Annotated in this window: 12 protein-coding genes and 1 pseudogene; 3 read left to right on the forward strand and 10 right to left on the reverse strand. The window is 73.5% G+C overall.

All coding sequences use genetic code 11. The features are described 5' to 3' along the window. Window positions 1-173: 173 nt before the first annotated feature. From ACFV61_RS08895 to ACFV61_RS08915, 5 genes are all read right to left on the reverse strand, one after another. Entirely contained in the window at window positions 174-1,193 is a 1,020-nt protein-coding gene (locus ACFV61_RS08895) for a lysophospholipid acyltransferase family protein (RefSeq protein WP_063348850.1), read from the reverse strand. Between the two features lie 7 nt (window positions 1,194-1,200). After that, the gene (locus tag ACFV61_RS08900; RefSeq protein ID WP_063351306.1) at window positions 1,201-2,313 is read right to left on the reverse strand and encodes an NAD-dependent epimerase/dehydratase family protein; all 1,113 of its coding nucleotides are present in this window, start codon (window positions 2,311-2,313) and stop codon (window positions 1,201-1,203) included. 219 nt (window positions 2,314-2,532) lie between these two features. After that, window positions 2,533-2,631 (reverse strand): 30S ribosomal protein bS22, encoded by a 99-nt coding sequence (locus ACFV61_RS08905; protein WP_003948845.1) that lies wholly within the window; start codon window positions 2,629-2,631, stop codon window positions 2,533-2,535. 189 nt (window positions 2,632-2,820) lie between these two features. Beyond that, window positions 2,821-3,030, reverse strand: a complete 210-nt coding sequence (locus tag ACFV61_RS08910; RefSeq protein WP_063351305.1) for a helix-turn-helix domain-containing protein — start codon at window positions 3,028-3,030, stop codon at window positions 2,821-2,823. Between the two features lie 226 nt (window positions 3,031-3,256). Then, window positions 3,257-4,453 (reverse strand): acetoin utilization protein AcuC, encoded by a 1,197-nt coding sequence (locus ACFV61_RS08915; protein ID WP_380486272.1) that lies wholly within the window; start codon window positions 4,451-4,453, stop codon window positions 3,257-3,259. Between the two features lie 120 nt (window positions 4,454-4,573). On the opposite strand from ACFV61_RS08915, the gene ACFV61_RS08920 reads away from it, so the two are divergent. After that, window positions 4,574-5,089 carry a hypothetical protein gene (locus tag ACFV61_RS08920; protein ID WP_380375915.1) on the forward strand — a complete coding sequence of 172 codons (516 nt, stop codon included), beginning with the start codon at window positions 4,574-4,576 and terminating at the stop codon, window positions 5,087-5,089. A gap of 28 nt (window positions 5,090-5,117) precedes the next feature. Here the strand turns inward: ACFV61_RS08920 and ACFV61_RS08925 are convergent, their stop codons facing one another. The 3 genes from ACFV61_RS08925 to proC form a co-directional block, all read right to left on the reverse strand. Beyond that, window positions 5,118-6,314 (reverse strand): MFS transporter, encoded by a 1,197-nt coding sequence (locus ACFV61_RS08925; protein ID WP_380490801.1) that lies wholly within the window; start codon window positions 6,312-6,314, stop codon window positions 5,118-5,120. A gap of 162 nt (window positions 6,315-6,476) precedes the next feature. After that, window positions 6,477-7,127, reverse strand: coding sequence for an HAD family hydrolase (locus tag ACFV61_RS08930; RefSeq protein WP_380426395.1), 651 nt, complete (start codon window positions 7,125-7,127; stop codon window positions 6,477-6,479). A 22-nt stretch (window positions 7,128-7,149) separates the two neighbouring features. Further along, window positions 7,150-7,977: a pyrroline-5-carboxylate reductase gene (proC, locus tag ACFV61_RS08935; RefSeq protein ID WP_063348845.1), complete on the reverse strand. Its 828-nt coding sequence runs from the start codon at window positions 7,975-7,977 to the stop codon at window positions 7,150-7,152. Between the two features lie 165 nt (window positions 7,978-8,142). Between proC and ACFV61_RS08940 the strand changes: the two genes are divergently transcribed. Together ACFV61_RS08940 and ACFV61_RS08945 are read left to right on the forward strand one after the other, a co-directional pair. Further along, entirely contained in the window at window positions 8,143-8,592 is a 450-nt protein-coding gene (locus ACFV61_RS08940; RefSeq protein ID WP_159398487.1) for a hypothetical protein, read from the forward strand. A 142-nt stretch (window positions 8,593-8,734) separates the two neighbouring features. Continuing rightward, entirely contained in the window at window positions 8,735-10,099 is a 1,365-nt protein-coding gene (locus ACFV61_RS08945) for a hypothetical protein (RefSeq protein WP_380375909.1), read from the forward strand. Window positions 10,100-10,102: 3 nt separating this feature from the next. Here ACFV61_RS08945 and ACFV61_RS08950 read toward each other — a convergent pair whose 3' ends face one another. Both ACFV61_RS08950 and ACFV61_RS08955 read right to left on the reverse strand, forming a co-directional pair. Next, window positions 10,103-10,633 carry a hypothetical protein gene (locus tag ACFV61_RS08950; protein WP_380490803.1) on the reverse strand — a complete coding sequence of 177 codons (531 nt, stop codon included), beginning with the start codon at window positions 10,631-10,633 and terminating at the stop codon, window positions 10,103-10,105. A 71-nt stretch (window positions 10,634-10,704) separates the two neighbouring features. Then, window positions 10,705-11,841, reverse strand: a pseudogene (locus ACFV61_RS08955) (dihydroxy-acid dehydratase); the annotation flags it as partial. Window positions 11,842-11,945 lie beyond the last annotated feature (104 nt).

Consider the following 11,945-nt stretch of genomic DNA (forward strand, 5'->3'; position numbering starts at 1 on the left):
CGGGGGGCGGGCGCGGGGGCGGGGGGCGCGGGGCGGGCCCCGGGGCCCCCCCCCCCCCCCGGGGGCGCCCGGCCCCCCGTGTCTCCCCCCCCCCCCCGGGGGCCCTCGGCCGTCCCTCGCGGGTCTCCCGTGCCCCGGGGGCCACGGGAGACCCCCCAGAGGTCGCGGGAAACTTAGAAGAACACCGACCGGCGCTGCACCAGCAGCTTGTAGAGCGTGTGCTGGATCGTCTCGCGCACCTCGTCGGCCAGGTCGAAGACCAGCATCGGGTCGTCCGCCGCCTCCGCCGGGTACCCGTCGGTGGCGATCGGCTCCCCGAACCGGATGGTCCACTTGGTCGGCAGCGGCAGCACGCCCAGCGGCCCCAGCCACGGGAAGGTCGGCGTGATCGGCACGTACGGCAGGCCCAGCAGCCGGGCCAGTGTCTTCACGTTGCCGATCATCGGGTAGGTCTCCTCGGCGCCGACGATCGAGCACGGCACGATCGGCACCTTCGCGCGCAACGCCGAGGAGACGAAGCCGCCGCGCCCGAAGCGCTGGAGCTTGTACCGCTCGGCGAACGGCTTGCCGATGCCCTTGAAGCCCTCCGGCCAGACCCCGACCACCTCGCCGCGCTCCAGCAGCGCCTGGGCGTCCTCGTTGCAGGCCAGCGTGTGGCCGGCCTTGCGGGCCAGCTCGTTGACGCCCGGCAGCACGAACACCAGGTCGGCGGCGAGCATCCGCAGGTGCCGGTGGTGCGGGTGGTGGTCGTGGATGGCGACCTGGGTCATCAGGGCGTCCAGCGGGATCGTCCCGGAGTGGTTGGCGACGATCAGCGCGCCGCCCTCGGCCGGGATGTTCTCGACGCCCTGGACCTCGATCCGGAAGTACTTCTCGGACAACGGGCGCAGCAGGGCGAGCAGCACCTCCTCGGTGAGCTCCCGGTCGAAGCCGAACTCGTCCACCTCGTAGTCGCCGGTGATCCGGCGGCGCAGGAAGGCCAGCCCGTCCGCGGCCCGGCCCTCCCAGCCCTTGCCGAACAACCGGGTGGCCGCCGAACCGAGCTGCCCGGACAGCGCCCCGCCGACGGCGTCGGCGAGCCGGTCGGCTGGCCGGTCGGCGGGCCCGGGGTCGTCGGGCGAGGTCCAGCTGGGGGCGGACTCGATCGGGATGACCCTGGCCTCGCCCGGCGCGTTCTCGGCTGCGGCACTCATCGCGGGTTCAGCTCCTGGGTCGGCGGGGGCGGTCGGTACGGACGGTGGGGACGCCGGCGGCCGGGGCCCGCACCGGGCCGAGCAGGGCGGCCAGCCGGTCGGTGACGGCGGCCAGCCGCTCGGGCGGCAGCAGGCCGGACCCCTGCGCGGCGGCGAAGTCGGCGAAGGCCTCCGGGGTGGTGAACGCCGGGCGGTAGCCGAGCGTCTCGCGCAGTCGCGTGGTGTCCACCACCCGGCCGTGGGTGAGCAGCCGCAGCTGCTCCGGCGAGACGTCCAGCAGCCGGGTCTGCCGGGCCAGCCCGGCCATCCAGCTGACCGCGGGCAGCAGCAGCGGCACGGTCGGCCGGCCGAGCCGGCGGGCGCACTGGGAGAGCAGCAGGACGCCCTCCCCGGCCACGTTGAAGGTCCCGGTGTTGACGGTGCCAGGTTCGGCCTCGGCGGCGGCCCGGCAGAGCACCGCGACGGCGTCGTCCTCGTGCACGAACTGCAGCCGGGGGTCGTAGCCGAGGACGGTCGGCAGCACGGGCAGCGCGAAGTACTCGCTGAGCGGGGTGTCCGCGGCGGGGCCGACGATGTTGGCGAAGCGCAGGACCGTCACCGCGACGTCCGGGCGGCGCCGGGCGAAGCCGCGGACGTAGCCCTCGACCTCCGCCGCGTCCTTGGCGAAGCCGCCGCCGGGCGGGTTCTTCGGCTGGATGCGCTCGGTGAACACCGCCGGGTCGCGGGGCGCGGAGCCGTAGACGCCGGTGGTCGACTTCACCACCAACCGGCGCACCCCGGGCGCCTTCTGGCAGGCGCCGAGCAGCTGCATGGTGCCGATGACGTTGGACTCCTTCACCGCGGAGCGGTTGGTGGAGCCCAGGCCGGTGGCGCTGACGCTGAGGTGGACCACGGTGTCGACCCGGTGCTCGGCGATCACCCGGGAGACCGCCGGGCGGCGCAGGTCGAGCTGGTGGAAGCGGTACTCGGCGGCCGGTCCGTCCGGCTCCTCGACCGGCAGCCGGGGCGGCTGCACGTCCACGCCGACCACCAGGTCCACGCCCGGACGGCGGCGGACCTCGGCGGCGAAGCGGGCACCGAGATGGCGTGCCACGCCGGTGACGAGCACGACCACGCCCACGGTGTGCACCCCATTCCCTCGGCCCGAGCGGCCTGCGTGCACCGTACCGCGCCGCCCTGCCGGGCCGTGAAACGACACCGCCCGCCCAGGCCGAGGCCTGGGCGGGCGGTGGAACGCCTGAACCCCGCCAAGGCGGGGCGCACTACTTCTTCCTGCGCCGTTGTACGCGAGTCCGCGAATAACCCCCGCCTGGGCGGGGCCGAAGCGCAGGCTCAGGCGTTACTTCTTGTTGCGACGCTGGACCCTGGTCCTCTTCAGAAGCTTGCGGTGCTTCTTCTTGGCCATACGCTTGCGACGCTTCTTGATGACAGAGCCCACGGAACAACCCTCGCTCACTGAGACTCGCGCCCGTGAGAGACGGAGTCCATACGACTGACGGACGGCCTAGCCTACCGTCCACGGGCCCTGGGCCGTAATCGTGCTCCCGGTGACCGGGAAACTCGCGGGGAATCCCCGGCGAACGGGGGTGGGATCCGCAGCTGCGGCCCCACCCCCGCCCACCCGGAACTACGCGCTCTCAAGCCTCACGTAGGACTCCTTGAGGTACTCGTGCACCGCCTGCTGGGGCACCCGGAAGGACCGCCCGACCCTGATGGCCGGCAGCTCTCCGCTGTGCACCAACCGGTACACCGTCATCTTCGACACCCGCATGACCGAGGCAACCTCCGCCACGGTCAGGAAGACGACTTCCTGCAAGGGGCGTTCGCCGGAACTCATGACCATCACCCGACCCTTCACCCGTGTGCAAGGCACCGGCTTCCCCTCCGGTGACTCCACCGGCACACGTGTATCCCCAGAGTAGTTATGGGTGGTACCAGTGGGAAGAGGGGAGGTGCGGTCCTCGTACGGTGAGAGATAGGACTGTTGCAGTACGTAGTCACTCGGCGGAACGCGGGAGCGGGCATACGCACGGCCCACCCGCACCTGGGCCGGGAGGCCGGTCTCAGGCCAGGAGTCCGAGGTGGGGGAACACCGCGCGGCGGCTGGCGAGGATGGCCTGATCGAGTCGGTCGGCCGGATCGTAACCCGCGTCGAAGTCGCGCCAGACCGGTCGGGCGCCGTCGGTCATCCGCAGCGGGGCGGGCCGGCGGGTGCGGCGGTAGACCTCGGCGCGCCAGGACTCGGGGGTCTCGGTGGCCGGGTCGACGGGCCGTCCGGCGGCGGTGGCGACCAGGTGGGTCCAGGTGCGCGGGACGACGTCCACGACGGCGTAGCCGCCCCCGCCGGTGGCGATCCAGCGGCCGCCGGTGAGCTGGTGGGCGAGGTCGTGCAGTTCCTCGGCGATCATCCGCTGGGCGTCCAGCGTGACGGCGAGGTGGGCGAGCGGGTCCTCCAGGTGGGTGTCGGCACCGTGCTGGGTGACCAGGACCTGCGGGCGGAAGGCGGTGAGCAGTTCGGGCACCACGGCGTGGAAGGCGCGCAGCCAGCCGGCGTCGCCGGTGCCGGCCGGCAGCGGCAGGTTGACGGCGGAGCCGGGGGCGTCCGGGCCGCCGGTCTCGGTGGGCCAGCCGGTCTGCGGGAAGAGCGTGGCGGGGTGCTCGTGGAGCGAGATCGTGAGCACCCTGGGGTCGTTCCAGAAGGCCTGCTGGACGCCGTCCCCGTGGTGGACGTCCACGTCGACGTAGGCGACCCGCTCGGCGCCGAGTTCGAGCAGCCGGGCGACGGCCAGCGCCGGGTCGTTGTAGACGCAGAAGCCCGAGGCCTTGGCGGGCATCGCGTGGTGCAGCCCGCCGGCGAAGTTCACCGCGTGCGGGGTCTCCCCGCGCCAGACCGCCTCGGCGGCGGCCACGGACTGACCGGCGATCAGCGCGGAGGCCGAATGGATCGCGGGGAAAGCCCAGTTGTCGTCGGTGCCGAGCCCGTGCCGGGGATCCGACTCGTCGGGGTGGGCGGCGGCGTATTTGACCGCCTCGACGTACTCCCGGGTGTGCACCAGCCGCAGGGTGGACTCGCCGGCGGGCGGTGCGGCCCGCACCGTCACCCCGGGCCCGGCGTCCAGTCCGAGGGCCTCGACCAGGCGCATGGTGAGCGCCAGCCGGGTCGGGTCCATCGGGTGGCCGGGGCCGAAGTCGTAGGCGGTGACGGCCTCGTCCCAGAAGAGGTGCAGGCCGCAGGGGGTGTCACGCTCGGCGTCGGGCATGGCCTCCACCGTAGCGGGTGGGGGTGGCCGGGCCTTGTCCAGGGCACGCCGGGGGCGGGACTCAGAGCCCCCGCGGAGGCCCTACAGACAAAACCTTCACGACTTCATATCCTCTCCGCCATGAAGCCATTCAGCGCGCAACGCCTTGGGGTAATTCTCGCTGCATTACTGGGACTTGGCCTGCTCTTTGCCGCCCAGCCGGCCTCCGCCGCGGTCAGCGGCAGCTCGTTCGCCGTCGACAAGAAGACGGCGGCGCCGGGCGACCAGCTGACCCTGACGCTCTCGCTCACCAACACCGAGACCACCGACATCTACTTCGCCTACGAGTACATCCAGCCGATCTGGCCGGCCAACCAGCAGACCGGCGCGTTCACGGTCACCGGGTGCTCCGGTGACTCCACCGACTGCGCCGTCAGCGGGAACAACGCGAACTTCCACTTCCGGGCGCCGATCGCCCCGGGCGAGACCCGCACCGTCGCGGTCACCGTCCAGATCACCTCGGCCCCGACCTGGACCGGGCCGTACACCCTGAACTGGGCACCGTACGTCTACTACGAGTACTACCAGTCGGGTGGTGGCATCAAGGACCAGCTGTGGGCCAACGGCCTGCCCGAGCTGGCCACCGTGATCGGCTGACCTCCCTTCCCGCCCCAGCTCGCCCCCGTCACACCCTGGCGGGGGCGAGCGCCGGGGCCGGGGCGAAGCGCTCGGCCAGCGGCAGGACGGCGAGCACCAGCAGCATCGGGGCGAGCAGCGCCCAGCGGTACGAACTCGCGTCGGCGATCGTCCCGACCAGCGGCGAACCGATCAGGAAGCCCACGTAGTTGAAGAGGTTCAGCCGGGCCACCGCGGCGTCCGAGTCGGCCGGGAACAGCCGACCCCCGGCCGCGAACACCTGCGGGATGATCGCGCAGATGCCGAAGCCGAGCACGGTGAAACCGGCGATCCCCACCCAGGCGGTGGGCGCGGCGGCGGCCAGCGCGAAGCCGAGCGCGGCCAGCCCGGCACCGGCCCGGACCACCGGGACGGCGCCCCAGCGCTGCACGGCGCGGTCGCCCAGCGCGCGGCCCAGCAGCATCGCGACCATGTAGCCGAGGTAGGACAGCTTGGCGACGTCCGCGGCGCTGCCCAGGCCGTCGGTGAGGTACTTGACGCTGTAGTTGGAGACCGAGGCGTCGGCGATGTACGCGAAGGCCATCGCCAGGCACAGCGGCAGCAGCGGCCGCCAGGGGATGGACCGCGCGGCGGCCTCGGCGGCCTCCCGTACGGCGTCCCCGAGTTCGGCCGGTCCGGCGAATCGGGTGCCGGTCAGCAGGGCCAGCGGGGCGATCACCGCCGCGGCCGTGCCGAACAGCACTGGCAGGCCGAGGTCGTAGTGCGAGCCGAGGCCGGCGAGGGCCGCCCCGAGGATGCCGCCGAGGCTGAACGCGGCGTGGAAGCCGATCATGATCGAGCGGCCGTAGCGGTGCTGCAGGCCCACCCCCAGCATGTTCATGCTCGCGTCGAGCGCGCCCACCAGCAGGCCGAACGCCCCGAGCGCGAAGGCGAGTTGCCAGAGCGTGTCGCCGAGGCCGGCGCCCGCGAGGCTGAGGCAGACCAGCGGCTGGACGACCCGCAGCACGGCCCGCGCGCCGGTGCGCTTCACCAGCTGCTCGGAGGTGATCGAGCCGACCCCGGCAAGGATCGGCACCGCGGCCAGGAACAGCGGCAGCAGCGCGTCGCTCAGCCCGTACCGGTGCTGGATCTCCGGAATGCAGGTGACCAGCAGCGCGAAGGTGGTGCCCTGGAGCAGGAAGCTGACGGCGAGCGCGGCCCGCCCGGCGCGCAGGCCGGGCGGGATCGCGGGTGACGCGGCACTCATGACGGACCTCGCTACTGGCCGGTACGACGATGTTGGCGAGAGCGTAGGCGGTGGACCGCGATTGCGGGAGGGGTCGCGCAGGGACTTTCCGCCGCCGGACGGAAGGCCGGGCGTAGAGCCGGGCGGAACGGGTCGGAACAGGGCGGGTCAGAGCAGGGCGGGTCAGAGCAGGGCGGTGACCTCGGAGAGGTCGGCGATCAGCCCGGTGGCCCCGGCGGCGGTCAGCTTCGCCGGGTCGGTGAGCGCGGTGTAGCCGTACACGTCCATGCCCGCGGCCCGGGCCGCCAGCACGCCGTTGGGGCTGTCCTCGACGACCAGGCAGCGGGCCGGGTCGACGCCGAGGGTGCGGGCGGCGTGCAGGAAGAGGTCCGGCGCGGGCTTGCCCACGCCGACGTCCTGGGCGCTGAAGATCCGCTCCTCGGCGACGTACCCGCGCAGGCCGGTGACGTCCAGCGCGGTGCGGATCCACACGTGGTGCGCCGAGGAGGCCAGGCAGTAGGGGACGGAGCGCTGCCGCAGTTCCTTCAGCAGCAGCTCCGCACCCCGGACGGCCGTCAGCTCGGTGCCGAACGCGTCGAAGACCCGGCCGTGGAACAGCTCGTCGAAGCCCTCCGGCAGCGTCGCGCCGTCGTACCGCTCGGCGATCACGTCGTGGATGCGGTGGGCGGCGCAGCCCATGAAGTCCCGGTAGGAGTCCTCGACCGTGGTCGGGTAGCCGAGTTCGGTCAGGTACGCGGCCAGCACCCGGTTGGAGAGCGGCTCGCTGTCCACCAGGACACCGTCGTTGTCGAAGATCACCAGGTCGTAGGCCATGCCGTCGAGCCTACCCAGTCGGCTACTTGCCCCCGGAGGCGAGCTCCCGGGAGCGGTCCCGGGCCGCCTCCAGGGCGCCCAGCAGCGCGGCCCGCACCCCGTGGTTCTCCAGCTCGCGGATGGCCGCGATCGTGGTGCCGGCCGGGGAGGTGACGGCCTCGCGCAGCTTCACCGGGTGCTCGCCGGAGTCGCGCAGCATCACCGAGGCGCCGATCGCGGACTGCACGATCAGGTCGTGCGCCACCTGCCGGGGCAGGCCGAGCAGGATGCCGGCGTCGGTCATCGCCTCGACCAGGAAGTAGAAGTAGGCCGGGCCGGAGCCGGAGAGCGCGGTGGCCGCGTCCTGCTGGGCCTCGGGCAGCCGCAGCGCCTTGCCGACCGAGCTGAAGATCTCCTCGGCCCGCTCCAGGTGCTCCTCGGTGGCGTGCGAGCCGCCGGAGATGACGCTCATCCCCTCGTCCACCAGGACCGGCGTGTTGGGCATCACCCGGACCACCGGGGTGCCGGCCGCCAGCCGCTCCTCGAACCAGGCGGTGGGGATGCCGGCCGCGGCCGAGATCACCAGCCGGTCCGCGCCGACGTGCGGGGCCAGCTCCTCCAGCAGGGTGCCCATGTCCTGCGGCTTGACGGCGAGGATCAGGGTGTCGGCGAGCTTGGCGGCCTCGGCGTTGGAGGCGGCCACCACGCCGTAGCGGGCGGCGAGTTCGGCGGCGCGCTCGGGGCGGCGGGCGGTCACCAGGACGTCCGCCGGGTCCTTGCCGGCCCGCAGCAGGCCGGAGAGCAGGGCCTCGCCGATCTTGCCCGTGCCCAGGAAGGCGATTTTCTGTCCGTGTGCTGCGCTGGCGCCCATGGCCGCTCCTTACCTCGGTACTGCGGCCATCCTCGCACCGCGCGGGGGCACCCGCCGGGACCGTCCAGCCCGTGGTCGGCGACGAATTGCCCGACCTCGTCCCTAGGGAGAATCTCGGGGGTTTCCCCTATGGCCTCCGGCGCCGCGCGGGAGCACCGTGGAGTCATGGCACACGACGAAATGTCCCGACGTGAGAACCGGCAACTCGCCGTCGCCTCGGCGACCGTGGGACCGTGGCGGACGGCCGCGGGGGTCGGTGCGGTGGTGGGTGCGACCGCCCTGGGGATCGACGCGATCTCCGGGCACTGGTCACTGGGCATGCTGGCCGGGCCGGCCGGCTGGGCCCTGTTCTTCTTCTTCCTGGTCGGCACCGTCGGCGGGCAGCTGCGCCGCGACACCTCCGAACGGCGGCTGCGCCGCTGGGCGAACGACCACCCGTGGCAGTCGGCCCTCCCGGCGGCCGGCGGGCTGCTGGTGCTGGACATGCTGGCGCAGCTGCTGCTCGGGGACGCGGGCCTGTTCGGCGCGTTCTTCCTGGCGCTGCTGCCGGCCGGCATCCTGCTGGCCGTCGCCGGGATCGTGGGGTCGGTGAAGCAGGCCCGCACCAAGGACTGACGCCCCCACAGGGCGGCCCGGACTCGCCCGGACCCGGCCGGAACGGCACAGACCGGGACGGATCGCCGCACCCGCGCACGAGTTCACCACAAGGTGTGCCCCCGATCGACGAATCGTCACACCCCGTCGGCATACTGGCGCGATGCCGATAGCCGAAGATCCACAACCGCGCCCCGCCGAGGGCCGTGAGCCGGGCGGGTCCGACCCGTCCGGAGCGGGCGGGAAGGACCCGTTCGCCGACCTCGTCCTGGACGAGGAGTTCGTCAAGGGGGCCGCCGTCACCGAGCAGTCCGGGCGCACCCGGATGCTGGCCGCCCGATGGAAGCACACCCCGCCGGTCGACCCGGGCGGCCGCCGCTCGGTCAACGACGGCCCGGCCAAGGCCGGCCGCCGGTTCGGCCGCACGCCGAAGCCCCCGGTGACCGACCCCTGGGGCAACCCGCGCCCGCGCCGCCGCCGGCTGGACTGGCGCGCGCCGCTGTACGTCGTGCTGACCATCGCGGTGCTGCTCGCGGCCCTGAACCTCGACGGGCTGCGCAGCTGGTACTCCGACCACTACGGCGGGGGCTCCTCGAACGCCCACACCCCCGTGCCCACCGTCGCCCCGGAGACGGCCCAGCCGACCGCCGCGCCGCCGAAGGTCGACGAGCAGCAGCCGACCGTGGACCACCCGTGGGCCGGTTCCGTCGCCGAGGGCTGGCCGAACGGCGCGGAGGCCTTCGTCCTGCCCGACGCCCGGGCCACCGGCGTGTTCTCCGCCGAACAGGTCGGCGCCCAGCTGCAGTTGGTCAAGGACTACCTGACCGCCGCCAACCTGGACCCGCAGGTGATCGCGGGCGGCCGGCCGGAAGCCGCCCTGGCGCTGCTGGACCGGGAGGACCGGGACCGCGCGATCAACGCGCTGGCCAACCCCGCCAAGGACACCGACCCGACCACCTGGTTCAGCCGCTTCGACCAGCGCGAGGCCGTCCAGGTGGGCGACACGGTCAAGGTGCAGGGCCGGATCACCTTCGAGGGCGACGGGGACAAGGGCCTCCTCGTCCACGCCGACTTCAGCTACGTGTACGCGATGCGCCCCGGCCCGGACGCCGCCAAGCGCGCCGCGTCACCCCAGCCGCCGACGGGCGGGCAGCCGCCGACGAAGCCGGCCGCGCCGAAGGACGGCACGGCCAAGCCGGTGGGTCTGCTGGTGCCGACGGCCGACGTGGCCGGGGACACCTGGACCACGCGCACGATCGTGCGCCGGGTCGAGAACTTCCGCTTCTACGACCCGGCCCGCTACCGGGTCAACCCGAAGAAGCTCGTGTTCGGCGAGGGCGGCGGGTCGGAGTCCGCCAACTCGTCCTGCGACGTCTACGACGGCTACTACCACCCGGAGTTCGACCAGTTCGCGGCGCAGTCGCCGGACGCCCCGGGCAGCCGTCCGACCGGCCCCACGACCGACCCGTACGACCGCCGCAAGGACCTGTCGACCCGCGACGAGTGCGGCGCGGCCAGCCGCCTCTGAGGCTCAGCCCCGGCGCTTGCCCCGGCCCGGCGCCTTGGTGCCGGGCCGGCCGCTGCGGCCCGCCTGGCGCTTCTCGTACTGGGCGACGGCCCGCTCGTACGAGGAGCGCCTGACCGCCTCGCCGGGGGCCTCGACCAGGCTGCGGGCGAAGTAGGCGGCCAGGCTGCCGGCGCCGCCGATGAGCCAGACCGCGCCGAGCGACTTGTCCTCGGCCATCCAGCCGCTCAGCTGGTCCTTGCCCTCGGTGAGGACCTTCCAGGTGCGCATGACGCACATCATCGAGCAGACCGCGATCGCGGCCGTCAGCAGCCCGTTCAGGAAGCCGCCGCCGTCGGAGAGGGCGACGCCCTCGACCCCGAAGCGCAGCAGCAGGACGGCGACGGCGGTCGTGACCAGCGCACCGGCCGACACGGCGACGCGGCGCAGCCAGTAGCCGTTGTCCCGGTTCACCCAGCTGGTGCCGAACCAGCGGATCGACTCCGGCTCGGGGGCGCCGGCGGGCTTGGGTGCGGGGGTGGGGGGCTGCTCGCTCACGGGGTCGATTATCACCCAACGCGCGAGGAGCCGCCCCGGCCTGCGGGACGGCTCCTGCGGTGCTGCGGGGCTCAGCCGAGCTTGGTGACGTCGCGGACGGCGCCCTTGTCGGCGGAGGTGGCCATCGCGGCGTAGGCGCGCAGGGCCTGGCTGACCTGGCGGTCGCGGTTCTTCGGGCGGTAGCCGCCCGCGGCCTCCAGGGCGCGGCGGCGCTCGGCCAGGACCTCGTCGGGCACCTCCAGGGAGATGCTCCGGCCGGGGATGTCGATGGCGATCGTGTCGCCGTCCTCGACCAGGGCGATGGTGCCGCCGGAGGCGGCCTCCGGGGAGGCGTGGCCGATGGACAGGCCGGAGGTGCCGCCGGAGAAGCGGCCGTCGGTGACCAGCGCGCAGGCCTTGCCGAGGCCGCGGCCCTTGAGGAAGGACGTCGGGTAGAGCATCTCCTGCATGCCCGGGCCGCCCTTGGGGCCCTCGTAGCGGATGACGACGACGTCGCCCTCCTTGACCCGCTTGGCGAGGATCGCCTCGACGGCGTCGTCCTGGGACTCGACGACCACGGCCGGGCCGCTGAAGGTCCAGATCGACTCGTCGACGCCGGCGGTCTTCACGATGCAGCCGTCCTCGGCGAGGTTGCCGTGCAGGACGGCGAGGCCGCCCTCGACCGAGTAGGCGTGCTCGACGCTGCGGATGCAGCCCTTGGCGGCGTCGGTGTCCAGCGACTCCCAGCGCTCGGACTGCGAGAAGGCCTCGGCGGAGCGGACGCAGCCGGGGGCGGCGTGCCACAGTTCGACGGCCTCGGCGGAGGGCGAACCGCCGCGCACGTCCCAGGTCTTGAGCCACTCGGCGAGCGAGTCGGAGTGGACGGTGTGGACGTCCTCGTTGAGCATTCCGCCGCGGTACAGCTCGCCGAGGATGGCGGGGACGCCGCCGGCCCGGTGCACGTCCTCCATGTAGTACGAGCCGTTGGGCGCGACCTTGGACAGGCAGGGCACCCGGCGGGAGACGGCGTCGATGGCCCGCAGGTCGAAGTCCAGCTCGGCCTCCTGGGCGGCGGCGAGCAGGTGCAGGATGGTGTTGGTCGAGCCGCCCATGGCGATGTCCAGGGCCATCGCGTTCTCGAAGGCGGCGCGGGTGGCGATCGCGCGGGGCAGCACCGAGGCGTCGTCCTGGCCGTAGTGGCGGTCGGCGATCTCGACGAGCGCCCGCCCCCCCCCCCCCCCACGGCCGTTCCGGCGGCGGGGGTGGCGAGGACGGATCCGGTGCCGCGCCCCCAGAGGCCCCAGCCCCCGCTCTCCCAAGAAAACCGGAATGC

It is taken from the genome of Kitasatospora sp. NPDC059817 (genome assembly GCF_042731835.1).
Classification (GTDB): Bacteria; Actinomycetota; Actinomycetes; order Streptomycetales; family Streptomycetaceae; genus Kitasatospora.